Origin of the sequence: Duganella violaceipulchra (assembly GCF_019166075.1) — a bacterium.
GTDB lineage: Bacteria > Pseudomonadota > Gammaproteobacteria > Burkholderiales > Burkholderiaceae_D > Rugamonas > Rugamonas violaceipulchra.
On the sequence record NZ_JAHTGR010000008.1, the window covers coordinates 211324 to 236872 of the forward strand.

17 protein-coding genes are annotated in these 25549 nt (G+C 65.0%); 7 read left to right on the forward strand and 10 right to left on the reverse strand.

Annotation, left to right across the window (positions count from 1 at the left end):
• Position 1 precedes the first annotated feature (1 nt).
• Complete coding sequence (locus KVP70_RS16810; protein WP_217943356.1) at positions 2–1375, reverse strand: DUF945 family protein; 1374 nt, start codon at positions 1373–1375, stop codon at positions 2–4.
• Between the two features lie 326 nt (positions 1376–1701).
• On the opposite strand from KVP70_RS16810, the gene KVP70_RS16815 reads away from it, so the two are divergent.
• Positions 1702–3024 carry a reverse transcriptase family protein gene (locus KVP70_RS16815; protein WP_217943357.1) on the forward strand — a complete coding sequence of 441 codons (1323 nt, stop codon included), beginning with the start codon at positions 1702–1704 and terminating at the stop codon, positions 3022–3024.
• 2 nt (positions 3025–3026) lie between these two features.
• On the opposite strand, the gene KVP70_RS16820 is transcribed toward KVP70_RS16815, so the two are convergent.
• The 4 genes from KVP70_RS16820 to KVP70_RS16835 form a co-directional block, all read right to left on the reverse strand.
• Positions 3027–4814 carry a DUF885 domain-containing protein gene (locus KVP70_RS16820; protein WP_217943358.1) on the reverse strand — a complete coding sequence of 596 codons (1788 nt, stop codon included), beginning with the start codon at positions 4812–4814 and terminating at the stop codon, positions 3027–3029.
• A gap of 22 nt (positions 4815–4836) precedes the next feature.
• Complete coding sequence (locus tag KVP70_RS16825) at positions 4837–7041, reverse strand: two-component system response regulator (protein WP_217943359.1); 2205 nt, start codon at positions 7039–7041, stop codon at positions 4837–4839.
• 56 nt (positions 7042–7097) lie between these two features.
• Positions 7098–9632: an ATP-binding protein gene (locus KVP70_RS16830; protein ID WP_262311765.1), complete on the reverse strand. Its 2535-nt coding sequence runs from the start codon at positions 9630–9632 to the stop codon at positions 7098–7100.
• A 184-nt stretch (positions 9633–9816) separates the two neighbouring features.
• A complete protein-coding gene (locus KVP70_RS16835) occupies positions 9817–11463 on the reverse strand; it encodes a SulP family inorganic anion transporter (protein ID WP_217943361.1) in 1647 nt (548 codons plus the stop codon).
• 283 nt (positions 11464–11746) lie between these two features.
• Between KVP70_RS16835 and KVP70_RS16840 the strand changes: the two genes are divergently transcribed.
• Positions 11747–13042 carry a porin gene (locus KVP70_RS16840; protein ID WP_229224870.1) on the forward strand — a complete coding sequence of 432 codons (1296 nt, stop codon included), beginning with the start codon at positions 11747–11749 and terminating at the stop codon, positions 13040–13042.
• A gap of 29 nt (positions 13043–13071) precedes the next feature.
• On the opposite strand, the gene KVP70_RS16845 is transcribed toward KVP70_RS16840, so the two are convergent.
• Entirely contained in the window at positions 13072–13644 is a 573-nt protein-coding gene (locus KVP70_RS16845; RefSeq protein ID WP_217943362.1) for a TetR/AcrR family transcriptional regulator, read from the reverse strand.
• A 90-nt stretch (positions 13645–13734) separates the two neighbouring features.
• On the opposite strand from KVP70_RS16845, the gene KVP70_RS16850 reads away from it, so the two are divergent.
• Together KVP70_RS16850 and KVP70_RS16855 are read left to right on the forward strand one after the other, a co-directional pair.
• On the forward strand, positions 13735–14883 hold the full coding sequence (locus KVP70_RS16850; protein ID WP_217943363.1) for a thiolase family protein: 1149 nt from the start codon (positions 13735–13737) through the stop codon (positions 14881–14883).
• 224 nt (positions 14884–15107) lie between these two features.
• The gene (locus tag KVP70_RS16855; RefSeq protein ID WP_217943364.1) at positions 15108–16598 is read left to right on the forward strand and encodes an FAD-dependent monooxygenase; all 1491 of its coding nucleotides are present in this window, start codon (positions 15108–15110) and stop codon (positions 16596–16598) included.
• A 2-nt stretch (positions 16599–16600) separates the two neighbouring features.
• Here the strand turns inward: KVP70_RS16855 and KVP70_RS16860 are convergent, their stop codons facing one another.
• On the reverse strand, positions 16601–18070 hold the full coding sequence (locus tag KVP70_RS16860; protein WP_229224871.1) for a GGDEF domain-containing protein: 1470 nt from the start codon (positions 18068–18070) through the stop codon (positions 16601–16603).
• Between the two features lie 209 nt (positions 18071–18279).
• On the opposite strand from KVP70_RS16860, the gene KVP70_RS16865 reads away from it, so the two are divergent.
• The gene (locus tag KVP70_RS16865; protein WP_217943365.1) at positions 18280–19284 is read left to right on the forward strand and encodes an SDR family oxidoreductase; all 1005 of its coding nucleotides are present in this window, start codon (positions 18280–18282) and stop codon (positions 19282–19284) included.
• Between the two features lie 3 nt (positions 19285–19287).
• Entirely contained in the window at positions 19288–20181 is an 894-nt protein-coding gene (ku, locus tag KVP70_RS16870) for a non-homologous end joining protein Ku (protein ID WP_217943366.1), read from the forward strand.
• Here ku and KVP70_RS16875 read toward each other — a convergent pair.
• Positions 20178–20867: a PEP-CTERM sorting domain-containing protein gene (locus KVP70_RS16875; protein ID WP_229224872.1), complete on the reverse strand. Its 690-nt coding sequence runs from the start codon at positions 20865–20867 to the stop codon at positions 20178–20180. The two genes, ku and KVP70_RS16875, sit on opposite strands and share 4 nt — an antisense overlap.
• Before the next feature lie 91 nt (positions 20868–20958).
• On the reverse strand, positions 20959–23394 hold the full coding sequence (ligD, locus tag KVP70_RS16880) for a DNA ligase D (protein WP_217943367.1): 2436 nt from the start codon (positions 23392–23394) through the stop codon (positions 20959–20961).
• A gap of 176 nt (positions 23395–23570) precedes the next feature.
• On the opposite strand from ligD, the gene KVP70_RS16885 reads away from it, so the two are divergent.
• Positions 23571–23927, forward strand: a complete 357-nt coding sequence (locus KVP70_RS16885; RefSeq protein ID WP_217943368.1) for a hypothetical protein — start codon at positions 23571–23573, stop codon at positions 23925–23927.
• 126 nt (positions 23928–24053) lie between these two features.
• Here the strand turns inward: KVP70_RS16885 and KVP70_RS16890 are convergent, their stop codons facing one another.
• Positions 24054–25547 (reverse strand): efflux transporter outer membrane subunit, encoded by a 1494-nt coding sequence (locus KVP70_RS16890; RefSeq protein ID WP_217943369.1) that lies wholly within the window; start codon positions 25545–25547, stop codon positions 24054–24056.
• Between the last annotated feature and the right edge of the window lie 2 nt (positions 25548–25549).

Genomic DNA, 25549 nt, shown 5'->3' on the forward strand with positions numbered 1-25549 from the left:
CTTACTGCTGGACAGGGGCCGCTGCCGGAGTAGCGGCAGGCTGCAGCTGCCTGCGTTGATAGACCTGCACCAGATCACCATCCGGCATACCTGGCAGCGCCACCACCTTGCCGTTGAAGGTCAGCTTGCCGCCCTTGATCTCGATGGTCGAACGCAGTTCGCCCTTCTCCATCACGGCAAAGCCCTCGTTCACCAGTTTGCCGATGACCAGGCCGGCGATGTTCTTGGCGCTCACATCGATCTGCCCGGCGACGTCGGGCGTCGTAGGGTCCACCTGCTTGGCCGCCATCATGCGCGAAACGTCGTTCACCATGGCGACTGGCAGGCGCACCTCGAAACGGGCGATCAACTTCTTGATCAGTTCTATCGGCGCGCTGAAATCGGCGTCCACCACTTTATCGAAATCGACGCGACCTTTGATCGAGGCCGTGTTGCCGTGATAGCTGGCGCTGATATCGTCGATCACTACGCTGGCGCCGGCCGCCAGTGCGTTCTTGCCGAACGTCTTCATGGTCGTCAACACCACCTCGGCCTGGGCATCCGGCGCCAGGCCGCTGCCATGCGCATGCCTCAAATCGCGATCCAGATCGGCCATCGCTTGTGCGGGCATGTTCACCATGCGCACGCCAAGGTTGACGCGCTCGACGCGGTCATCGCCAAAAACGATATTCTTGATCGACACGCCGGAAGACAGGTCGACCAGCTTGCCGTGCAGCGTGGTGCTGGCGCCGGTGGCGAAACCTTCGACGCGGAAGATTTCCTTGGCTCCCGCCGTGCCAGGCGTGACGGCGCGCATCACCACGGAGCCGGTCTTGAGTCCGCCCGCGCCGTACCAAAGGCCGTTCTTCGCGCGCGTGTGCTTGAAGTCCATGCTGGATTTTTCAATCGTGCAGCTGACCGTGGCGCCGACGATGGACAACAAAGGCCAGGTCCCGCTGGTATCGACCACGGTTCCGCCTTTGCTGACGACACTCTTGACGTCAAGGTCGGCCCACGAAAACGCCGTGGCGTTTTCATCGAGGTAGCCGTGCGCCTTCATTTTCGCCGCATAGGTGACTTGGCCCTTCGGGCCGTTGATGCGCTGGACCGGGAACGGCCGTTCGGTGCCGAAGATGTCTTTCAGCTTGAGCCGCATCGCCGGCGAGAACTCAAACTTCGAATAGATTTCCAACTGCTTCGCCATGTCGTGCTGCTGGCCCATCGCATCGGTCAACTCATGGGCTGCTTCAGCGATGGTCGTGATGAAGGAGGATTTGACCGGCGCGGCCGGCGCTGGCGACACGGCCTGGGAAGGCGGTGCCTGCTCGACGGCGTGGATGGACGTATGCGCCAGCAAGGCGCCGGCGATGGCTACTGCGAGTATCGATTTTTTCAACGTGCTGCCTGAAGAAGGTGGTTATTGTAGGGCCGCGATTCTACACACCCGCCGTCGTGCGGAAATACACGCATTGTCACGCTCGAATTACCGATCGGTTAGCTTGCATCCACTGTTGATTTTTAATTAAAACTCCGTTACCGTGTGGGCGGGGCGGGTCCTTCAAGCCGGCCTGTCTTTGCCGCGTGCAGGGACAGCCTCTACGGGGCTACCCCGTGGGATTTTAAATGTTCAGCACTTCGCCGCATGAGCCGCATTGCGCTACCACGCAAGATAGCTCACGCATCACGAGACTCGTTGAAGGCTCTCCGCCCCTTTCACTACGCATGCATATCGAAAAACTTACCGTGTTGGCGCTGGCCGATACGATGCTGGCATCGGACGCCAATCAGGACAGCCTGATCGCGGCATGCGGCCGCGTTTTCAATATGTCGCCGCTCTGGGCGCCCAGGATTTGCGCAGCGCTCATCGAACGGACGGGCGACAACTTCCATTATTTTAGCCGGCACGAGATTGCCCACATTTTCCTGCAACTCATCGAGAACGACGAGGACATCACGGAATTACCGGAAGTCCGGCGCTATTGCACCGAGCCGCCTATCCGACCGCCGCAGGCCGCATGGATCGCCGCGCTCGCGCTGCCGCAACTGCCCTCGGTCGGCGCCCTGGCAGCCCGGCTGGATGAACCGGTCGGCGCGCTCGCCTGGTTCGCCGACCAATGGCGTCTGGCGGGCGACCAGCAATCGCGCCTGCAGCACTACCACTACCGATGGGTGCCAAAACGCAGCGGCGGCCTGCGCCTGATCGAGATTCCCAAGGCGCGCCTGCGCGTCGTGCAGCAAAAGATACTGCGCCACCTGCTCGATCGGCTGCCGCCGCACCCCGCCGCCCACGGCTTCCGGCGCGGACATTCCTGCGTCACCCACGCGGCGCTGCATACCGGCCGGCCTGCCGTCGTCCGCATGGATCTGAAGGATTTTTTCCCGAGCATACAACTCGCGCGCATCCATGCGCTGTTCGAAAAACTGGACTACCCGCCGGCAGTGGCCGGAACACTGGCACGCATTTGCGTGAACCGCGCACCGCAAGGCGTTTTTAAAGAAGCCGGTTCGCTCCCATGGGCCGAGCGCCAGGCCTTGAGGTCACCCCACCTGCCGCAAGGCTCCCCCTGCTCGCCCGCGCTGGCCAATCTGTGCGCCTACCGTCTCGACATGCGGCTGGAAGCGCTGGCGCAATCGCTGGGCGCGACGTACAGCCGCTACGCAGATGACCTGGCATTTTCCGGCGATCGCGATTTTGCGCGCGCCGCGGAACGCTTCCATATCCAGGTTGCCGCGATTGCGTTTGAGGAGGGCTTCCGCATCAACACCCGCAAGACGCGCCTGATGCGCGAAGGAACCCGCCAGCAGTTGACCGGCGTTGTGGTCAACGCCCATCCCAACATCGCCCGCGACGAATACGACAAGTTGAAAGCCATGCTGACGAACTGCGTGCGGCACGGCCCTGCGTCCCAGAACCGCGATCACCATCCGGACTTCCGCGCCCACCTGGCAGGCAGGATTTCGCACGTAAAGATGGTCAACGCGAATCGCGCAGTCAAACTGCAACGGCTGCTGGAAGCCGTTGCATGGGCAAGCGAGGATCGATAAACCTAGTCCTGGTTTGGATAGGGGCTCTTGCCGCCTTCGGCGATGAACAGGTCGATGCGCGCCTCCAGCACCGGCAGCGGCACGGAGCCCAGTTGCAGCACCGTGTCGTGGAAGGCGCGGACGTCGAACTTGGCGCCCAGCGCCGCCTCGGCCTTCTTGCGCGCGTTGATGATGCTCATCTCGCCCAGGTAGTAGGACAGCGCCTGGCCCGGCCACGAAATGTAGCGGTCCACTTCCGTCTCGATCTCGTGGTCGGACAGCGCGGTGTTGTCGTGCAGGTAGTCCTGCGCCTGCTTGCGGGTCCAGCCCTTGCTGTGGATGCCCGTGTCGACCACCAGCCGCGACGCGCGCCAGGCCTGGTAGCTCAACATGCCGAACACCTCATACGGCGTTTCGTACATGCCCATCTCCACGCCCAGCCGCTCCGAGTACAGCGCCCAGCCCTCGCCATACGCCGAGATATAGGCGTTGCGGAACGGCGGACGGCCCTTCTGCTCCATCGCCACCGGCATCTGGAAGGCGTGGCCCGGCGCCGATTCGTGCAGCGTCAGCGCCGGCATCGAGTACAGCGCGCGCGCCGGCAGGTTGTAGGTGTTGACCAGGTAGACGCCCGGACCGCCGCGGCCCGAGGTGTAGAACGGCGCCTGGTCGTCCGGCACCGGGATCACGGCGAAGCGGCGGCGCGGCAGGTAGCCGAAGTACTGGCCGACCTTGGCGTCGAACTTCTTGGCCACCCAGGCGGAGCGCATCAGCAGCTCTTCCGGCGTCTTGGCGTAGAAGCGCGCATCGGTGCGCAGGAACTGCAGGAAAGCCGGCAGGTCGCCTTCAAAGCCGGTCTGCTTGATCACGTCGTGCATCTCGGCGCGGATCTTGGCCATTTCGCTCAGGCCGATCTTGTGGATCTGGTCCGCGCTCATCGTGGTGGTGGTGAACTCGACGATCTTCGACTGGTAGTAAGCCTTACCGTCCGGCAGGCTCTCGGCCGCCAGCGCCTCGCGCGCCTTCGGCACATACTCTTCGCGCATGAACTTGAGCAGCTTGGCATACGCCGGCAGCACGTAGGCCTGGATCGCCTTCACGCCCTCGGCGCGCAGCGCTTCCTGCTGCGCCGCCGGCATGGTGGCCGGCATGGTCTTGAACGGCAGGTAGAACACCGTGTCCTGCGGCGTCTTGGCGTCGGTGACGGAGGTGATCGACGCATCGCGGCCGATCAGCGTGACCTTGGGCGGCGTGAAGCCGCGCGCCAGGCCGGCGCGCATATTGTCCATCTCTTCGTTGAAGTAGCGCGGCGTCTCGGCCAGCTGCTTCAGATAGTCGTGGAACTGCTTTTCATTGGTCAACGGCTTGCGCGCGCCGGACGCCATGTTGGACCAGAAGGCCGAATCGGCGTTGAGCGGCTTCTCGTATTCGCGGAACACCTGGCCGGCGATCAGCGCGGCGATCTGCGTCTTGTAGACCTGGTAGTTGATGCGCTCCGGCGCCGACAGCTTGTCCTGCGAGATGCCGTCCAGTTTCTTCATCACGGCCTGCCAATACGCCAGGCGCTTGGCCTGGGTGGCGGCGTCGATGCGCGGCAGCGACGCGGAGACGCCGTTGTCGTCGTCTTCTTCCTCTTCCTGTTTCTGGCTGATACGCCACTTCCACTCCTGGGTGTAGATGGCTTTGAACTGCGCGTCGGCGGGGCCGGGCTTGATGGCCGGCGCCGGATCGGCATGAGCGGCTGCGGTGACGGTGACTGCGGCTAACAGCATGCATGCGCCGGCAATGGCGGCGCTGAACTTCTTTTCCATAACACTCCAGGGGAAGGGTTGATTACATGTCCAACAAGTTACGGTGTTCGCGCAGCAGCGCGGTGAAGGCTTCCGCGCTGACGGGACGGCTGAAGAAGTAGCCCTGCATCTCGTCGCAACCGCGTTCGGTCAGGAACTGCACCTGCTCGCGCGTTTCCACACCCTCGGCGATCACGCGCATGTTCAGGTTGTGCGCCAGCGAGATCACCGACAGCGCAATGGCGGCGTCGTTGGCGTTGGTGGTCACGTCATCGACGAAGGATTTGTCGATCTTCAGCACATCGATCGGGAAGCGTTTCAGATAGCTCAAGCTGGAATAGCCGGTGCCGAAGTCGTCCAGCGAAACGCTGACGCCGATGTCCTTTAGGCGGCGCAGCGCCGCCACCGCCTTGTCCGGATCGCCCATCACCGTGCCCTCGGTGATTTCCAGGCCCAGGTACGCTGGCGCGACGCCGAATTTGCGCAGCGTGCTTTCAACATACGGCACCGTGGCGTCGTTGGCGAACTGGCCGGCCGCCAGGTTGACCGACACCTTGATGTCGCCCAGCCCCTGGTCGTGCCACACCTTGATCTGCGCGCACACGCTCTCCAGCACCCATTCGCCGATTGAGTTCACCAGCCCGTATTCCTCGGCCAGCGGGATGAAGCGGTTCGGCGGCACCTTGCCCAGCACCGCGTTATCCCAACGCAGCAGCGCTTCCGCGCCCAGCATGGCGCCGGTCTTCAAACACATTTGCGGCTGGTAGTGCACCTCGAATTCGTCGCGCGCGATGGCGCCGCGCAGCTGGCCCTGGATCGCCAGCTTGTCGCGGATCTCGGCGTCCATGCGCTCGGTGAAGAAGGCGTAGTTGTCGCGGCCGATCTCCTTGGCGCGGAACAGCGCCGTGTCGCCGTTGCGCACCAGCTCATCGAAGCTGTCGCCGTCGGTCAGGCTGACGGCGATGCCGATGCTGGAGGTGACGGTGATCTGCTGGCCGTCGATCATCAGCTCCTTGCGCAGGCCGCCCAGGATCTTCTGCGCCAGCGCCATCGTCGCGCCCAGCGCGGCGTCGTCCGGCACGATGATCTGGAACTCGTCGCCGCCCTGGCGGGTGACGATGTCGCCCTCGCGCACGGTCTCGGTCAGGAACTTCGACACCACCTGCAGCGCCTTGTCGCCGACGTCGTGGCCGTAGGAGTCGTTGATGCTCTTGAAGCGGTCCAGGTCCAGGCACATGACGGCCACGCAGCGGTGCTCGCGCTTGGCCGCGGCCAGCGTCTGCTCGAAGCGCTGGCGCGCCAGCAGGCGGTTCGGCAGGCCGGTCAGGGCGTCGTGATTGGACAGGAAATCGATCAGGTGCTGCTCGGCCTTGCGCTCGGTCAGGTCCATGAACACCGCCACGTGGTTGATCACGTGGCCCTGCTCGTCCTTGACCACCGAGGCGCTCAGCAGGCCCGGATAGGTGTCGCCGTTCTTGCGGCGCGCCAGGATCTCGCCCGACCAGTGGCCGGTCTTGGCGATCGACTGCGCCATCAGCTCGAAGGACTTGGCGTCCGGCTCGCCGGCGTGCAGCAGCGCCACGCTCTGCCCCACCACCTCTTCCGCGCTGTAGCCGGAGATCTGGGTGAAGGCGGGATTGGTGGCGACGATGCGCGCATCGCCGTCGGTGACGACGATGGCGTCCTGGGTCGCCTCGAACACCTGGCTGGAGAGGCGCATGAATTCTTCGTTGGCGCGGCGCTGCTCGACTTCCTTTTCCAGCGACGCGGCCAGCGCGGCCAGCTCGGTGGTGCGCTCGATCACGCGCTCCTCCAGCAAGGCGCGTTCGGCCGCCAGCGCCTGCTGGGCGCGGCCCAGCCGCACGTGGGCGTCGGTGCGGGCCAGGATTTCCTCGGCCTGGAACGGCTTGGCGATGAAGTCGACCGCGCCCAGCGCGAAGCCGCGCACCTTGTCGTCGGTGTCATGCTGGGCCGACAGGAAGATCACCGGCACCTGGCACAGTTCCGGCGACGCTTTCAGGCGGCGGCACACCTCGAAGCCGTCGATGCCGGGCATGCGCACGTCGAGCAGGATCAGCTCCGGCGGGCGTGACTGCGCGGTCCACAGGGCCAGTTCGCCGTTGGGCGCCTGGCGCACGTAGTAGCCCGCTTCCGTCAGCAGGTCGCTCAGCAGTTTGAGCGAGGCCGGCGTGTCCTCCACGATCAGCACTTCGCCCTTGGTGTGTTGTTCCGACAAATCCCGATGCATGTAATGCTCTTTCGCCTGGTTTGCTGCCATATTTGACTGCCACTATGATATACCCGTCAGGCTTGTGCTTCCAGCTCATTCCCCGCCTCGTCCAGCAATCCGCACAATTGCGGGTACTGATGCAGCCGTATCATGTGCTCGATGCGTTCGACCACCTCTCCCAATTCCTCCGGCAGGGGCGCCAGCAACAGCGCCACGCGCGCCAGGTTCAGCTCTTGCAAGGCGGTTTTCAGCTGGTGGCGCAGCGCCGGCTCCAGCAGGCCCAGGTCGTCGCGCGACAGCGGCGGCGGCAACGGCAGGCGCGCGCTGTGGTGGCGGCGCTGGAACTGCACGCCCAGCTGCTGCTCCAGCACCGCATACAGCTGGTCCTGTTCCACCGGCTTGCGCATGAATTCATCGGCGCCAGCGCCCAGCGCCTCTTCCCGCTCCTCGGCAAAGGCGGACGCGGTCAGCACCACCACCTTCGGCTGCGGGCCGGCGGCGTTGGCGCGGATCTGGCGCGTCGCGCTCAAGCCGTCCAGCGCCGGCATGCGCCAGTCCATGAACACCAGGTCCGGGCGCCAGACATCGACCATCGCCAGCGCCTGGGCGCCATCGCCCACCACCGCCACGTCGAAGCCCAGCGGCTTGAGCAGGTTCTCCAGCAGCGCGCAGCCGTCGGCGTTGTCGTCGGCCACCAGGATGCGGCGGCCGCGCTGCGGCGCCGCCAGCGCCGTCACTTCATCGTCTTCACCGTCGAGCGGCACGCCGTCGGCCACCTGCACCGGGATGGCGAAACGGAAGGTGGCGCCGGCGCCGGGGGTCGATTGGACCGTCAGCTCGCCGCCCATCAGCTGCACGAATTCGCGCGAAATGGTCAGGCCCAGGCCCGTGCCTTCCTGCGCGCCCGGCCCCTCTGCCTGGATGAAGGGTTCGAAAATGCGCGCCTGGTCGGCTGGCGAAATGCCGGGACCGTTGTCGATGACGGCAAATTCCAGCTCGCAGCGGCCGCCATTGAGGATGTTGCGCATGTCGCCGCGCACCCGCAGCGTGACCTTGCCCTGCCCCGTGAACTTGACCGCGTTCGACATCAGGTTGAGCAACACCTGGCGCAGCTTGGTGCCGTCCACGCGGGCGCCGGCGGGCAGGCCGGCGGCGTCCAGTTCCAGCTCGACGCCGGTCTGGCCGGCGCGCATGCTGACCATGTCCATCACTTCCTGCAGCATGTCGTCCAGGCCCACCACCTCGGTCTGCAGCACGGCGCGGCCGGCCTCGATCTTGGACAGCTCCAGGATGTCGTTGATCAGCGTGAGCAGGTGCTGGCCGGAGCGGTGGATGATGGCCAGATTGCGCTTCTCTTCCGGCAGCATGTTCTTGGAGTCCGCCATCAGGCGCGAGAAGCCGATCACGGAATTGAGCGGCGTGCGCAGCTCGTGGCTCATATTGGCCAGGAAGATGCTCTTGGCCTGATTGGCGGCCTGCGCCTGCAGCACCGCGACCGACAGCGCGTTGGTGCGCTCGGCCACCAGGTCTTCCAGGTGGATGCGGTGGCGGCGCAGTTCCTGCTCGGCCACGCGGCTGGCGGTGACGTCGTAGTTGACGCCGACCATGCGCGCCGGCTGGCCGTCGGCGTCGCGGAAGATCATGGCGTCGCCCTTGATATGGTGCACCGAGCCGTCGGCCCAGACCACGCGGAACTCGACGTCGAACTCGGCCCGGCCTTCCAGCGCCTGGCGCAGCAGCGCCTCGGTGGGGATGGCGTCGTCCGGATGCATCATGCTGCGCCACAGTTCGAACGGCCGCGCCACCTTGCGGCCCTCGACGCCGTGCAGGCGGTACATCTGCTCGTCCCACACCACTTCGTCGCTGGGGATGTTCCAGTCCCAGATGCCGATCGCCGCCGCGCTGCTGGCGATCTGCAGCCGCTCCTCGCTGGCGTGCATGGCGACAAAGCGGCTGTCCATCAGGCGCACCATCTCGCGGATCGAGCCGTTCAGGGTTTTCAGCTCGCCGAAGAACCAGTCGCTGGGCGGCAAGGCGCCCGGATTCTGGCCGGCCTTGACGTTGGCGGCGTAGCGCTCGATGGTGGTCAGCGGCTTGAGGATCAGCTGCCACAGCAGCAGGTACAGGCTCAGCACCAGCGTCACGTCCAGCACGAAGATCATGCCGCCGATGGTGTACAGGCGCTGGCGCAGCTGCTCGATCAGGCCGGCCGGTGAGGCGTACACGGTGATGACGCCGATGTTCTGACCGCCGGCGACGATGGCGCGCCGTTCCGACAGCAGCTCGGGATTGTCCGGCATGCTGTTGGTGGCGATCAGTTGCGCCTGGTCGTTGCGGGTGATGATGAAGGGATGGTTGCTGGCCACCGGCGCGACCGCGCTGGCGTACAGGTCGCGGTTGCTCAAGCCGCTCTTCATGATGGTGACGATCTGGGTCTCGTCGAAGTTCCAGGCCGGCAGCGCCACGGCGGCGGCCAGTTCCTCGGCGCTGTTGGCCAGCGTCTTGTGCAGCTGCTCCCAGCGTTGGGCGCGCTCCACCTGGTAGAAGTACAGCGCAAACGTGGTCAATACCAGCGTCACCACGGCAGTCAGCGTGACGCTGACGAACACGGCAATTGATACTCTTCCTGCACGGCGAGCAAGTCGGTCCAACATCGGAAAACCATTCTTTGAGGTTAGTCTGCGCTTGGAACTTTACATCTTCGCCTTAAATCATAGGAGCAAACCGACCTGAAGTCCATGCATTTTATTGCCCAAAAGGATTTAATTACAGGAACAGCAAGTTTTTACACATTCAAGCAACATCCTTGACGGTATGTAAATGGTCGCAGGCGATGGCCGTGCTCAGGAACAGCTGTCCGTTCAGCTCGCGTAGCAGCGCGCTGTTGCGCAGGCGGTCCAGCACCGGCCCCTTCACTTCGGCCAGGTGCAGGCCGATGGCGCGCCGTTTCAGCCCCTGGTTCAGCTCCGACAGCGCGTACAGCGCGGTGGTGTCGATCGAGCTGACCGCCGTCATCACCAGCACCAGGTGGCGCGCGCTGGCGTGGGTGGACAGCTCGCACTCGATGCGCTCGACCACCGCTTCCATATTGCCAAAGAACAGATTGGCGTCGATGCGCAGCATCAGCAGCTCCGGCTGGGTTTCGGCCGGATAGCGTTCGATATTGCGGAAATGTTCGGTGCCGGCGATGCGGCCCAGCACCGCGATGTGCGGCCGGCTGGCGCGCCAGATCAGGGTGCCCATCGACAGTGCCACGCCGATCACCACGCCCGCCTCCACGCCCAGCACCAGCACGCCCAGACAGGTCGCGCCCCAGGCCAGCACGTCGCCGCGGTCGTACTGCCAGGCGGTGCGCACGATGTCCAGTTCCAGCAGGCCGAGCACGGCGACGATGATGGTCGCGGCCAGCACCGGCAGTGGCAGCAGCGCCAGCCAGCCGGTGGGCGCCAGCAGCGCGCAAGCCAGCAGCGTGGCGGTGATCAGGCTGGCCAGCGGCGTGTTGGCGCCGGCGGCGAAATTGACGGCGGAGCGCGACAGGCTTCCGGTGACGGGGAAGCCGCCGGTCAGCGCGCTGGCGACGTTGGCCGCGCCCAGGCCGATCAGCTCATGGTTGCTGACCAGCTTCTCGCTGCGCTTGAGCGCCAGCGACTGCGCCGCCGACATCGACATCAGGAAGATGATAAAACCGATCAGCATGCCCGGTTGCAGCAGCGGCTTCCAGTGCGCGCTGGAGCTGGCCAGGTTCAAATGCGGCAGGCCGCCGGGGATGGCGCCGGTGGTGCGCACGCCCATATCGGCCAGGCCGGTGGTGGCCATCAGCACGATGCCGGCCAATACCACCACCATCGGCGCCAGCTTGGCGGCGATATCGGCCACCGCCGGGTGCATGCCGCAGCGCTTCAGCAGGCCGGCCAGGTACTGCTTGGACAGCACCAGCAACAACAGCGCCCCCACGCCCATCACGGCGCTCGGCATGTGCACCTGCGGCAGTTCGGCGCCGAGCAGGGTATGCAGCTGGTCGTAGGCGATCACCAGCGCCGAGCCGACGGTAAAGCCGCTCATCACGGGACGGGAAAAGAAGTTGGCCAGGAAGCCCATGCGCAGCACGCCGCACAGCAGCAGCGCCGCGCCGGAGATCAGCGCCAGCTGCGCCGCCAGCACCGCGGCCAGCGAGGAGCCGGCCGGCGCCAGCGGGCCGATGACGGTGGCCGTCATCAGCGAGATGATGGCCATCGGCCCCACTGACTGCGTCATGCTGCTGCCGAACAGCGCGTAGATAATCGGCGGCAGGATGCTGGCGTAAATCCCGACCACCGGCGGCAGGCCCGCCACCAGTGCGTAGGCGGTGCCCTGCGGGATCATCATCATCGCCACCACCAGGCCGGCGGAAATGTCGCCGGCCAGCAGTTCGCGCCGGTAGTTCTTCAACCAATGCAGCATGTGTTCGTCCACGAAACCAGAAATACCGCCAGTCTACGTCATCGGACACAGTGCGGCCCAGCCTTAGACGTTTTTTATTCTTTCATATACGAAAATCGCATAAGACCAAGCACAGTCACGATCGCAAAACGCGCTTGTGTCTCTTTTGCAACTCCAAATTTCTCGCCACGCGCGGCGTTCTGTACAAGTGCCGACAGCACTGGCATATTGAGGAAACGTTCTAAATAGCACGAACGTTCGATCTTAAAGATAAAGTACAAAAACAAACAACAATTGGAGACTTATGAAAACAAAATTACTAGCCGGTATGATCGCGGCATGTTGCGCCGCCCCCGCCCTGGCCCAGTCATCCGTCGTGATCTACGGGATCGCCGACGCCGGCTTAATGTACGTCAACAACGGCGGCAACGACGCCCGGACCAAAGTGGTCAGCGGCATCGCCGACGGCTCCCGGCTGGGATTCAAGGGTACGGAAGACTTGGGAGGCGGCTACAAGGCCGTCTTCAACCTCGAGATGCGCGTCCAGCTCGACAATGGCAGCAATCAGGCGGGCAATTTGTCCAGCAACCAGGGTTACGCCCTGACCAAGGGCTTGAACTTCCCCGTACCGGCCGCCGCCGGCGGCGCAGCCACCGCGGCCAAATTGCTGGCTGGCGTGCGCAGCGCGCTACAGCCCGCGGTCAACGTCAACCTCAACGGCGCCATCTTCGACCGCACGTCGATGGTGGGCCTGGTGACGCCGGTCGGCGCCGTCCTGCTTGGACGGATGTACACGCCCGACTACGAAGTGCTGGCCAACGCCGACGTGTTCGAAACCGGCACAGCCGGCGGCTGGGGCGGCATCGTCGGCGGCAGCGGCGGCTTGCTGACTGCGGGCGTGGCGATCCGTTCCGACAAATCGCTACAATACCGGGTGCAATCGCCGAACGGCGTCAGTGCCGCGCTGATGTACGGCACCGAGAACTCGGGCTACATCGGCATGGACAAGCGCTCCTGGGGCGCCAACCTGTTCTATCGGGCGAAGGGGCTGGATCTCGGCCTCGGCTACAACCATGGCACCGATCAACTCGGCAATCCCGGCCTGATCACCACCACGCTGGGCGGTTCCTACAAGCTCGGCGACTGGAAGCTGTTCGCCGGTTACCACCAGCAGCGCAACGAAAACTCGGTGATCATCCTGTACGCCGACGCCGCCCTGGCCCCCACCTTCGCCGCCTTCGGCCCGGCCCTCGGTCCGGTGCTGTCGGGCGAACTGCACCGCACGCTCGCACGCACCTTCTTCCTTGACGCCGTCAGCACCCAGATCGGCCTCCACTACCAGCGCGGCGCCGGGCGGATCATGGCTTCGGTGGCGCGCCAGCACGACAGGACCGCGTCCGGCAGCGAAGCCACCCAGTTCGCACTGGGCTACGACCACAACCTGTCCAAGCGCACCGATTTGTACCTGGTGGCGGCCTACATCAGGAATCAGGGCGATGGTCAGTACGCGATCGGCGCCGCCAGCGCCTCGGGCGGATTTACCTCCAAGCCGGGCGAGGCCAGCAAAGGCATCCAGGTCGGCATGCGCCACCGCTTCTGACGCGGCGGCCCTGGCGACGTGGGGTCAAGCTAGGTTCCTGCAGGCAGCGATTGCTGCACTGCCTGCAGGATTTCCGCAGACAGCTGTTCGTCGTCGACGGCGCGCGCCAGCACGATGGCGCCGACCATCGAGGCATAAGTGGCCAGTGCCTGCCTGCGCCGCGCCGCCGGATCGGCGCCCGGCATCAGCTGTTCCAGCACCGCCATCTGCCCGCTTGCGCCTTCGGTCAGCGCGTGGCGCGCCTTGGGCCCGAGGCGTGCGATGTCGGCGCCCAGCGCGGTGACCGAGCAGCCTTTTTCCGGATGCTCGCAATGCTGCCGGGTCAGGTAGCCGTCGCTGATTTTCTCCAGCGCCGTGTCGCGCCCCTCGGCCAGATAGCCTTCCCAGCGCTGCACCGATTTTTTCAGCGCATGCGCGGCGGCTTCGGCCAGCAAGTCTTCCTTGGAGGCGAAATGGCCGTAGAAGCCGCCGTGCGTCAGGCCGGCACTCTTCATCAGATCGGCCACGCCGATGCCGTCGTAGCCTTTTTCGCGGAACAGCCGCGCCGCTGTTTCAACGATGCGCTCGCGGTTGAGCGCTACCTGTTCCCTGCTGACTTTCATGGCGATCTCCTTCATGACATCCCTATTGACATCATACATGACGAGCGTAATATATCAATCATTACGATCATCATTAAAAGGAGTTCCACCATGAAAGCAGTGATTAGCGCCTATGCCCGCTCCCCCTTCCACTTCTCCCGCAAGGGCAAGCTGGCCGAAGTCCGTCCCGACGAGCTGGGGGCCCAGGTCGTGCGGGGCCTGATGCAGCGCACCGGCCTGGACCCCAAATTATTGGACGACGTGATCCTCGGCTGCGCCTACCCGGAATCCTCGCAGGGCAACAACCTGGCGCGCATCGTCTCGCTGCTGGCCGGTTTTCCGCACGAGGTGCCGGGCATGACGATCAACCGCTTCTGCGGCTCGTCGATGTCGGCCATCCACATCGCCGCCGCGCAGATCGAGGCCGGCCTGGGCGAGGCTTACCTGTGCGTCGGCGTCGAATCGATGACGATGGTGCCGCAGGGCGGCTACAACTTCTCACCCAACCCGCGGCTGCTGGCGGAAACCGACGCCTACATCAGCATGGGCGACACCGCAGAAAACGTCGCCCGCAAATACGAGGTGTCGCGCGCCGACCAGGAACTGCTGGCCTTCCAGTCGCACCAGAAGGCGGCCAGCGCCCGCGCCGCCGGTCTGTTGAAGGATGAAATCGTGCCGGTCACCACCGCCGCCGGCGAGGTGGTGGCCGAAGACGGCTGCATCCGCCCCGCCACCACGGTCGAAGCGCTGGCCGCGTTGAAGCCGGTGTTCGATCCCGAGCATGGCGTGGTCACGGCGGGCACCTCGTCGCCGCTGACCGACGGCGCTTCGGCGGTGCTGGTCACCAGCGAGGAATTCGCCCGCAAGCACGGCCTGACGCCCAGCGCGCGCATTGTCTCGATGGCTGCGGTGGGCTGCGATCCGTCGCTGATGGGCATCGGTCCGATTCCGGCGACGCGCAAGGCGCTGAAGCTGGCCGGCCTGCAAGCGAGCGACATCGATGTGGCGGAGATCAACGAGGCCTTCGCCTCGCAGGCGCTGGCCTGCGTGCGCGAGCTGGGGATACGTCCGGAGGTGCTGAATATCGATGGCGGCGGCATGGCCATCGGCCATCCGCTGGGCGCCACCGGCGCGCGCATCACCGGCAAGGCGGCGGCGCTGCTGGCGCGCACCGGCGGCCGCTACGCGCTGGCCGCCCAGTGCATCGGCGGCGGCCAGGGCATCGCGACGGTGCTGGAGAAATTCACGCCGGCCGCTTGACACCCGGCGGTTTTTTATCCAGTATCGCGCTGGTGCAATCAGCACCGCCACCAATTGAGGTTGCCCTCCCCCACTGCTCACACCTTGAGCCTACCCGCTTGACACAACGCCGCCGCAAGGGCGGCAAGCCGTTCTGTGTCCGGCGGGTTGATTGACACTGATCGCCAGTGTCCCTTCCCTTTTTTGTCTGACCAATTTGGCGCCTTTGCGCCGAAGGAGTTCCCTTGATTTATGACGTCGTCATTGCCGGCGCGGGTCCGGTCGGCCTGTTTCTCGCCTGCGAGCTTGGTCTCGCCGGTATCCCCGTGCTGGTGCTGGAGCGGGCCGAAAACCCGTGCAATCCCTTGAAGCGGCTGCCGTTCGGCATGCGCGGCCTGTCGGTGCCCAGCGTCGAAGCCTTCTATCGCCGCGGCCTGCTGGCGGACATCGCGGGGATAGCGCCCGGCGCGCCGCAGCCGCGCCGTCAGGCCGGCCATTTCGCCGGCATCCCGTTCGATGACGCCAACATCGATACGTCGAAATGGCCGTATCACCTGCCCGGTCCGGCCGACACCACTATGGCGGCCGACATGGAACACATCGAAACCTCGCTGGCCGCGCGCGCCGCCGCAGTGGGCGTCGAGATCAGGCGCGGCATCGGCGTCGACGAAGTCGCGCAGTCGGAAGATGTAGTGACCATCCAGGCCGGCGGCGACACCATCCGCGCGCGCTGGCTGGTCGCTTGCGACGGCGGCCGCAGCACGGTGCGCAAGGCGCTGGGCTTTGAGTTCGCCGGCACCGATCCCGAATTCACTGGCTACTCAGTGCAGGTCGACATCGCCGATCCCGAGAAGCTGGCCGCCGGCCGCCACTACACGCCGACGGGCATGTATTTCCAGTCACGGCCAGGCACGATAGCGATGGTCGAATTCGACGGCGGCGCCTTCCACCGCACACAGCCGATCACACTGGAGCAGGTGCAGGCGGTCTTACGCCGCGTCTCCTGCACCGACGTCACGCTGACAGGGCTGGAACTGGCCACCACCTGGACCGACCGCGCCTGCCAGGCCAGCGCTTACCGCAAAGGACGGGTTTTACTGGCCGGCGACGCCGCACACATCCACTCGCCGCTGGGCGGCCAGGGGCTCAACCTGGGGCTGGGCGACGCCATGAACCTGGGATGGAAGCTTGCGGCCACCATACGCGGCGACGCGCCGGCCGGCCTGCTCGACAGCTACACCAGCGAGCGGCATCCGGTCGGTGCGCAGGTGCTGGACTGGTCGCGCGCGCAGGTGGCGCTGATGCGGCCAAGCCCGCACGCACGCGCGCTCGAGGCCATCATCCGGGACCTGATCGGTACGCGCGACGGCGCGACCTATTTCGCCGAGCGCGTGTGGGGCATCGCCCTGCGCTACGACATGGGCGGCAGCCATCCGCTGGTGGGCCGCAGCGCTCCCGATTTCGAGCTGGTAGATGGCAGGAAGCTGGGTGAACTGCCAGGCAAGGGCCATGGCCTGCTGCTGGACTTTGACGACATCCGCCAGCCTTGGCAGGCGCTGGCCGGCCGCTGGAGCGACCGTGTCTCCTATGTCGCCGCCCAGGTCAAGGACAGTCTGGGCTTGAGCGCCATCCTGGTGCGGCCGGACGGCATTGTCGCCTGGGCCGGCGAAACGTCCGCCGCCGAAGCGGAAGCCGCCCATGCCACGGCGCGATGGTTCGGCCAGCCGCGGCGCTAGACTTATTGCGCCAGCTCGATGCAGTTACGGCCCACGCGCTTGGCGCGGTGCAGCGCCGCATCGAGCCGGTCAAGGACGGTGGCCCCGCCCTCGTCCGCCCCCACCTGGGCCACGCCCAGGCTGATCACCACGTCACCGCTGTTCGGCAGGTCCGCTTCGGCGATCGCGCCGCGCAGTTTTTCCGCCAGCCGCATGGCATCGGCCGCCACGGTGTGGGTGGCGATGATCAGGAACTCTTCGCCGCGCATGCGCGCCAGCAGGTCCGAGGTGCGCAGCCGGCCTTTGACCACGTCGGCCACCGCGCGCAGCGTGGGCGCGCCGACCGGAGAACCGTATAAATCGTTTTCAGACTGGAAGCTGGCGACATCGAACGACAGCACCGCCAGCGGCAGGCCGTAACGGCGCGCACGGCGGATTTCGTTGTCCAGCATGTCCTCGCCGGCGCGCCGGTTGGCGGCGCCGGTGACGCTGTCGATGGTGCTCATCAGCGTGATCTGGCCGGACAGCTCTTCATTCCGGTGCTTCAATTCGCTCATGCCCAGGCCGAAGCTGACAAACTGCGCCAGGCTGGCGAAGCAGGCGAACTGCTCGCGCGAGAAGGTGATGTGGCGGTCGAACATCAGGCAGATCGCGCCCAGTTCCGAGCCGCCCGGTTCGGCGCGCAACGGCAGCGCCAGCACCATGCGCACGCAGCGGTCGTGCAGCATCATCGCCAGTTCCGGGTCGCCGGCTTTTTCCGGCGCATCGAGCAGCACCATCTCGCCGCGCGACACCGCCAGCAACGGCGGGAACACGTCGCGCAGCGGCGATTGCAGCAGGCGGTCGCGCCGTTGCAGCAGGCGCCCCAGGTCCAGGTGGTTGCGCGATTCCTGCGCCACCAGTTGCAGGTCGCCCCGCTCCTTCATGTGCAGCACGGCGGTATGGCGCACGCCGGGGAAATTGCACAGCGCCAGGCAAATCTGCGCCGACATCGATTCGATGGTGTCGATGCCGCTCAGCGCGCGCTGCAGGCTGCGCTGCACGCCCAGCAGGTCGCGCAATTCCTTTTCCTTGTCCAGCAAGGTTTGCTGCAAGGCGGCGGCAGCATCGGCCGGCACCGCCAGCGCCAGCTGCACGGCCTGCTGCAACTCGTCGCTGAGCACCGGGCAGATGCGGTAGTCGAACTGGCCGTAGGTCATCAGCTCCGGCAGCCACGCGCTGTGCTCGTAGGCGCACAGCACCAGCACCGGCGCACCGGCGCGGCCCCGTATCAGCGCGCCGACGCCGGCCAGCTCGCTCAGCTGCTCGTAGCCGTTCAGGTCCAGCACCAGCAGGTCCACGTGGCGTTTGCCAAGGGCAGTGGCCGTGGCGTCGACGTGCTCCGCCATGGTCAGCTGGGAGAACAGCTCTCCGCAGCAGGCCTGGAACTCCGCGCGCCGCTCGCCTGCGGCGTTAAAAAAGACACCTACGCTAGTGGTCCTGTCCGCCATCATATCGCTCCTACGCATGCTTTTTAGTGTAAAAAAATACATCCCCGCACTAGTGTGCCATAAAGTTCATAAATAGCAATATTTTTTGCATTAAAGACTAGACTATTTCCCAAGGAAACTAATTGGCGTCGCGGTTTTGCCGCATATGTGTGAACGAGCGCACCGTCACAGGACACATAGCCGCAAATACTGTGTACTCCAAGGAGGATGCCATGGCAAACACCAAGAATCAATCGGATCCGGACGCGGCCAACATGCAGCGCGAGATCCAGCAACAGCAGGACCAGTCGGACCAGCGCGGCAAGCAGGAAACGCGCGCCAACCAGATCGGCGACCGCCAGGGTCCGGTGCAAACGACTCAGCACGACTACCCCGGCACGCCGCTGCCGGCCCAGCACCTGGAAAAGCCGGGGCTCGAGGCCGAGATGCAGCTCAAGCCGGAATTCCTCGCGCCCGACTACTGCGGCAGCGGCAAGCTGGCCGGCATGGTGGCCATCGTCACCGGCGGCGATTCCGGCATCGGCCGCGCGGTGGCGGTGCTGTACGCGCGCGAAGGGGCCGACGTGGCCATCATCTACCTCAACGAGCATGAGGACGCCAACGACACCAAGCGCTATGTGGAGGCGGAAGGCCAGAGCTGCATGCTGCTGCCGGGCGATGTGCGCGACGCCGCCTTCTGCCGCAACGCCGCCGAGCAGGTGCACGAGCGCTTCGGCCGGCTCGACATCCTGGTCAACAACGCCGCCTTCCAGGAACACGCCGAAAAGCTGACCGACCTGACCGAGGAGCGCTTCGACCTGACCATGAAGACCAACGTCTATGGCTACTTCCACATGGCCAAGGCGGTGCTGCCCTACCTCAAGCGCGGCGCGGCCATCATCAATACCGGCTCGGTCACGGGCCTGAAAGGCTCGAAGCACCTGCTGGATTATTCGACCACCAAGGGCGCGATCCACGCGTTCACGATGTCGCTGGCGTCCAACCTGCTGGAGCACGGCATCCGCGTCAACGCCATCGCGCCCGGACCGGTGTGGACGCCGCTGAATCCCGCCGACGCGCCGGCCGACCAGGTGGCGCAGTTCGGCGCCGACACCGACATGCAGCGGCCCGCGCAACCGCAAGAGCTGTCCCCGGCCTATGTGTTCCTGGCGGCGCCCTGCTGCTCCAGCTACATCACCGGGATCGTGCTGCCGATGACCGGCAGCGTCGGCGAGTAGGCCATGGCGGCGCGCGCGTTGTGGAAAGGGGCGATCAGCTTCGGGCTGGTGCACATTCCGGTCGAGCTGTATTCGGCCGTGCAGGAGCACGAGCTGGACCTGACGATGCTGGACCGGCGCGACTTTTCGCCGGTCGGCTACAAGCGCTACAACAAGAACACCGGCAAGGAAGTGACCTGGGACGATATCGTCAAAGGCTATGAATACGAGGACCACGAGTATGTGGTGCTGTCCGACGAGGACCTGAAGCGCGCCAATCCCGAGGCCACCGGAACGATCGACATCCAGGCCTTCGTCGACGCCGCCGAGGTGCCGCTGCCCCACTACGAACAGCCCTACTACCTGGCGCCGACGCGCGGCGGCGCCAAGGTGTACGCGTTGCTGCGCGAGACGCTGCGCAAGGCCGGCAAGATCGGCATCGCCACGGTGGTGATGCGCACCAAGCAGCACTTGTGCGCCCTGGTCTGCGTCGACAACAAGATCGTCTTGAACACGCTGCGCTATGCGGCCGAGATCCGCAGCGCGGAAGAATTGAAGCTGCCGCCAGCCACCATGAAGGCAGCCGGCATCAGCGACAAGGAGCTGCAGATGGCGCTGTCGCTAGTCGAAGGCATGAGCGAGGAGTGGAAACCGGAGCAGTATCACGACACCTACAAGGACGACGTGCTGGCACTGGTGAAGAAGAAGGTGAAGGCGGGCCAGACCAAGACCATCACCGCCGCCGAGCCGGAGGCCAGGTCGGCGAAGTCGTCGAACGTGGTGGATCTGGTGGCGCTGCTGCAGGACAGCCTGGGCAAGCGGCCGGCGAAAACCGGCGGTACGCCCAAGACGAAAACCACGGCCAGGCGGCCTGCCGCGCGCAGCCCATCCCGCGCGCGCGCCGGCGCGGCGCATTAACGGCGACGCGTTTTCCAGGCCAGTGCCGCCAGGCCGGCCAGCAGCATGACGTAGGTTTCCGGCTCAGGCACGGGAGCCGGCATTGGCGTGACCGTCACCGACGTCAGGGCGCCGTTCGCGCCCATCATCGCGTGGGTCGCGTTGGAGGAGTAGGTGTAGTAAAAGCTCGACTGGCCAAAGCTGGCGAAGTCCAGCTGATCCGGCATGGTCGACGCGCTCAGGGCCAGGCCGGATTTGTCGAAGAAGCTCACCGCCATCATCTGCGAAGCGTAGGCATTGGCCGACACGTTGGCGATGCCGAAGCTGTCCGCGCCACCGAGGGCTGCGGAGTTGTTGGCGACTTGCACATTGGTGCTGCTGTAGTTCGCGTTGCCCAGGCTGATGCTGGCGCCGCCGATGCTGGCGTCCAGGCTATTCTGGGCCGCGGGCGCGGAATACATGGTGCTGCCGCCAAAGTGGCTGAACACGCCGGTCGCGGTGTCGTAGCTGAAATGACCGGTGAGCTGATCGCCCACCGACACGGTGCTGCCCGACAGGCTGCTGGAGGCCACTGCGCCGCCGCTGAAGGTCTGCGGCGAAAACTCGACCATTTCCTGGATTTTGGCTGTGAAATCAAATTGATAGACGGTCGCTTGGGCGGAGCCGAACAAGGTCATACCGGCTAACAAAATGGGCAGCTTTTTCATCTGGAGGGTCCTGAATCAAGTATCAAGACGCCATTAAAACATTCATAACACATGTTGTCAAGAGAGAATAATAATTTCACCATAAAAACATTCAAGCCGCGCCGGGCTTGAAGCCCATGACTTTCATCGCCGGGGCCAGCCCCTTGGCGGCGTGCTCGTAGGCGTCCCAGGGCGCATTGCCGACATCGAGCCGCGTGTGGACGTTGGCGACGGTCCATCGGTCGGCGCCATGCAGGCCGTCCAGTTCCTCCCACGCCAGCGGCACGGAAATGCCCAGGCCCGGCCGGCTGCGCGCCGACCACGCGGCCACCGTGGTGGCGCCCCGCCCGTTGCGCAGATAGTCGATGAATATTTTCCCCACCCGGTTGCGCGGCCCGCTCTTCAGGACGAAACGCTCCGGAATATGCTCCGCCATGTGGGCCACGATGGCCTGCGAAAACGCCTTGACCTCATCCCAGCCATACCCCGGCCGCACCGGCACCACCACGTGCAGTCCCTTGCCGCCGCTGGTCTTCAGGAAGGCCGGCAGGCCCAGTTGGTCGAGGAAGGCGCGCATCAGCTGCGCCGCCTCCTGCACTTGCGGCCAGGTGACGCCCTTGCCGGGGTCGAGATCGAACACCATGCGGTTGGGCTTTTCGTAGCTGGAGGCGTTGGCGTTTTGCGTGTGCAGCTCCACCACGTTCCACTGCGCGGCCGACAGCAAGCCCCGTTCGGTGGCGATTTCCAGCATCGGTGGGTGATCGGGATCGAGCTTCGGATCGAGATGTTTAACGCCGGGCAGCTTGCCAATTTCGGCGTGCTTCTGGAAAAACAATTCGCCGCCAACGCCGGCCGGCGCGCGCACCAGCGAGACCGGGCGGCCCTTCAGGTGCGGCAGTATCAATGCGCCGACCAGCGCGTAGTAGCGCACCAGCGTGATCTTGGTGGCGCCGCTCTGCTGGTCGATCACGCGATCGGGATTGCTGATCTTGAGTGTGGCGGGCAGCTTGCCCTGCACTGTGCTTGCTGGCTGCATGGTTGCTTGCTCCTTGAGATGGGCCGCGACTTCACGGACGATGGCGTCGGCCTTCTTGTCCTTGCGCAGACCTTTGAAGACGGCGTGACGGATCGAGCCCGAATGCGTCCACTCGCCGAAACTCACTTCCGCCACCAGCGCCGGCTTGACCCAGTGGGCTTTCCTGTCGATGTCGCGATTGGGCGCGAACGGACTTTTGTCGGCCGCCAGCTTGTCCATTTTATTCTTGATGTCTCGCAGCGTGCCGGCGTTGAAGCCGCTGCCGACGTTGCCCGCATATTGCAGCTTGCCGTCCTTGTCGTAGGTACCCAGCAGCAGCGAGCCGAAACCGCTGCGCGAGCCCTGCGGCTCGGTGTAGCCGCCGATGACAAACTCCTGCCGCTGGCCGCATTTGAGCTTGATCCAGCTGCCGCTGCGGCGCGAGGTGTAGCCGCTGTCGCGGCGCTTGCCGATGATGCCCTCCAGGCCCATGCTGCATGCGGCCGCGATCATCTGCTGCGGCGTCGCGTCCAGCGCGGCGCTGAAGCGGATGGTGTCGGACGGCTTGTTGTCGAGCAGCGCTTGCAGCATGGCGCGGCGCTGCTCCAGCGGCGCTTGGCGCAGATCGCGGCCGTCGTGGAACGGAATGTCGAACAGGAAGTAGACGATATCGGCGGGCTTGTTTTCGTCGAAGGCGTTTTGCAGCAGGCCGAAGTCCGGACGGCCGTTGTCGTCGTGGACCACGATTTCGCCGTCGTACCAGCCGGGCGGCAGTTTCATCCTGGCGAGGGCGTCGCGCAGGTTTTGCAGGCGATGCGTCCAATCGTTGCCATTGCGGGTGAACAGGCGGATGTCCTTGCCGTCGATGCGCGCCAGCAGGCGGTAGCCATCGAACTTGATTTCGAATAGCCAGTCTTCGGGCGAGGACGGCGGCGCATCCACCAGCGTGGCCAGTTGCGGCGACAGCGTTTCCGGCAAGGCGGCTACCGGCATCGCCTTGACGCTATCCGGCATCTCATCCACCACGCTGAACTCATCGGCGGGTCGCGCGTAGTCGTCCTTCTCCTTGATGAGCAGCCACGGCTCCTGCTTCTCGCCCCTGCCCTTCATGCGTACCAGCGCCCAGCGGCCGTGCATCTTGTGCCCCACCATTTCAAACTTCAGGCTGCCCTCCGCCAGCGCCTTGCGCGGATCGCCCAGCGGCCGCCACACGCCGCGATCCCAGATGATCACCTTGCCCGCGCCGTATTGTTTGGGCGGGATCGTGCCTTCGAAATCGTTGTAGGAAATCGGATGGTCTTCCACATGCACGGCCATGCGCTTGTCGCGCGTGTCGTAGCTGGGGCCCTTGGGCACGGCCCAACTCAACATGACGCCATCGAGCTCCAGCCGGAAATCGTAATGCAGGCGGCTGGCCCAGTGCTTTTGAATGACGAAGGCCAGCGCGCCTTTGCCCTCCTCGCCGCCTTCGGCCGGCTCGGGCGTGAGCGCGAAGTTACGCTTGGACTGGTAGGTTTTAAGAGCGTCTCCCATTCGAACAGAGTATGCCCGCATGCCCTGCAATTCCGTGCGCTAGCCAACATGTAAGCAATCTGGAGAGCTTGTAAGTGAATGTAAAGCCCGTCAACGACAGCGCTCCGGGCCGCGTTTTTTGCTCAGTGACACGGGAATTGTCCCGGCTCCAAATCAACCTGAATGAGGATTTCATCATGAACAAACTTATCGCTACCCTGATCGCCGGCCTGTTCGCTACCGCAGCTTTTGCACAGACCCCAGCCACCAAGCCAGTCGCTCCAGCCGCTCCGGCAGCTGTGAAAGCCGAAGCCAAGGAAGCCAAGACCGACGCCAAAGCCACCGCTAAGGAAACCAAGGCTGAAGTCAAAGCCGAAGCCAAGACCGCCAAGGTAGAAGCCGAAGCCAAGAAAGACGTCGCCGTCGCCAAGGCTGACGAAAAAGCCGACAAGGCCGACGCCCATGCCAAGGCTCACAAAACCAAAGCCAAGGCCCACGCCAAGGCCGAGAAAGCCGAAGCAGCAGCTGCACCAGCACCTGTCGTCACCAAGTAATTCGCAGCCCCCCCGTTGGGGGTACGCGGCGGCCCCCAGCCCGCCGCAGACGTAAAAAACCCCGCCGGCCCGAACGCGCTTAAAATCGCGTTCAGTACCGGCGGGGTTTTTCATTGGCCGTTCAGCTTATTGCTGCGCGACCTTCGGCGCCGCGTTGGCGCCATCCCAGCCGCCGCCCAGGGCGCGAATCAGCGCCACGGTGGTGACTGCGCGATTGCCACGCAACTGCACTGCGGTGCGTTCCACCGTCGCCAGGTTGCGCTGCGCGTCCAGCAGATCGAGATAGCTCGAACGGCCGGCCGCGTACAGCTTCTGCGCCAGGTCGGCGGAACGACGTGCCGATACCACGGCGTCTTCGATCTGCGCGGTCTGTCCAGCGAGGATGCGCAGGCCGGCCAGGTTGTCTTCGACTTCCGCGAAAGCCACCAGCACGCTCTGGCGATAGGTGCCGACCGATTCCTCAAGCGCCGCTTCGCTGCGCGTGATATTGGCCTTGTTGCGGCCACCATCGATCAGCGGCATCGACATCAGCGCGCCCAGCACCCACGAACGGCTGCTCCACTTGAACACGTCGGCAACTGTGTTGCTCGAAATGCCGCCGGCGTTGGCGTTCAGGGTCAGCGCCGGGAACATCGCCGACTTAGCGACGCCGATGCGGGCGTTGGCCGCTTCCATCGTGCGCTGCGCCGAAGCGATGTCGGGACGACGCTCCAGCAGCGACGATGGCAAGCCCGCCGGAATCACCGGCAGCAGCGAGGTATCGAGCAGCGGGCTGGCGCCGGCCGTGTAGCTGGCCGCCGGTTTGCCCAGCAGGACCGCCAGTGCATGCTCGGTCGTCACGCGCTGGCGTTGCAGGCCGATGGCTTCGGCGCGCGACGTGGCCAGTTCGGTCTTGGCGCGCGACAGGTCGAATTCGCCGATGTCGCCCAGGTCGAAGCGACGCTGGTTGACCTTGACGTTTTCCTCACGGGTCTGCACCGTGCGGTTCAGCGTTTCCAGTTCGGCGTCGGTGGCGCGCAGACGGAAATAAGTCTGCGCCACGTCTGCCTGCACCGACAGCAGCACCGAACGGTAGGTCGCTTCCATGGAGGCGGCGTCGTTGCGGGCGGCGCTGACGTTGGACGATACGCGGCCGAACAGGTCGACCTCGTAGCTGGCCGTCAGGTTGGCGCTGAACGCGTTGCCCGCAGCGACCGGCGTACCGGCCGGCAGGCCAAGCGCCACGTCGGACTGGCGCTGGCGCTGCGCGCCAACGTTGACGCCGACCTGCGGAATGCGGTCCGCCTCGGCGATACCGGCGATGGCGCGGGCCTGCTTGACGCGGGCTGCTGCCACTGCCAGGTTGGCGTTGGCCTTGGTGGCTTCGGCGATCAGCTCATTGAGAGCCGTATCGTTGAAAGCCAGCCACCACTCGCCGCGCGGCTGCGCTTCCGCGGCTTGCGCCTGTTTCCAGGTGCTGCCGTCGGCGGCGACCTTCACCGGCGCAGGCAGTTGCGATTCCTTGAACGCGACCGGCACGTCCATCGCAGGCTGCTTGAATTCCGGCGCGGCGCATGCGGTCATCAGCAAGGCCGCCAATACAGGCGCCACGCCTTTAGCGATCATATGCAGTTTGTTCATCG

Coding starts and splice junctions, on each gene's coding strand:
- KVP70_RS16815 (WP_217943357.1), top strand. CDS start 1,702: ATGCATATCGAAAAACTTACCGTGTTGGCGCTGGCCGATACGATGCTG.
- KVP70_RS16835 (WP_217943361.1), bottom strand. CDS start 11,463: ATGCTGCATTGGTTGAAGAACTACCGGCGCGAACTGCTGGCCGGCGAC.
- KVP70_RS16850 (WP_217943363.1), top strand. CDS start 13,735: ATGAAAGCAGTGATTAGCGCCTATGCCCGCTCCCCCTTCCACTTCTCC.
- ligD (WP_217943367.1), bottom strand. CDS start 23,394: ATGGGAGACGCTCTTAAAACCTACCAGTCCAAGCGTAACTTCGCGCTC.
- KVP70_RS16825 (WP_217943359.1), bottom strand. CDS start 7,041: ATGCATCGGGATTTGTCGGAACAACACACCAAGGGCGAAGTGCTGATC.
- KVP70_RS16890 (WP_217943369.1), bottom strand. CDS start 25,547: ATGAACAAACTGCATATGATCGCTAAAGGCGTGGCGCCTGTATTGGCG.
- KVP70_RS16820 (WP_217943358.1), bottom strand. CDS start 4,814: ATGGAAAAGAAGTTCAGCGCCGCCATTGCCGGCGCATGCATGCTGTTA.
- ku (WP_217943366.1), top strand. CDS start 19,288: ATGGCGGCGCGCGCGTTGTGGAAAGGGGCGATCAGCTTCGGGCTGGTG.
- KVP70_RS16845 (WP_217943362.1), bottom strand. CDS start 13,644: ATGAAAGTCAGCAGGGAACAGGTAGCGCTCAACCGCGAGCGCATCGTT.
- KVP70_RS16875 (WP_229224872.1), bottom strand. CDS start 20,867: ATGAAAAAGCTGCCCATTTTGTTAGCCGGTATGACCTTGTTCGGCTCC.
- KVP70_RS16860 (WP_229224871.1), bottom strand. CDS start 18,070: ATGATGGCGGACAGGACCACTAGCGTAGGTGTCTTTTTTAACGCCGCA.
- KVP70_RS16840 (WP_229224870.1), top strand. CDS start 11,747: ATGAAAACAAAATTACTAGCCGGTATGATCGCGGCATGTTGCGCCGCC.
- KVP70_RS16865 (WP_217943365.1), top strand. CDS start 18,280: ATGGCAAACACCAAGAATCAATCGGATCCGGACGCGGCCAACATGCAG.
- KVP70_RS16885 (WP_217943368.1), top strand. CDS start 23,571: ATGAACAAACTTATCGCTACCCTGATCGCCGGCCTGTTCGCTACCGCA.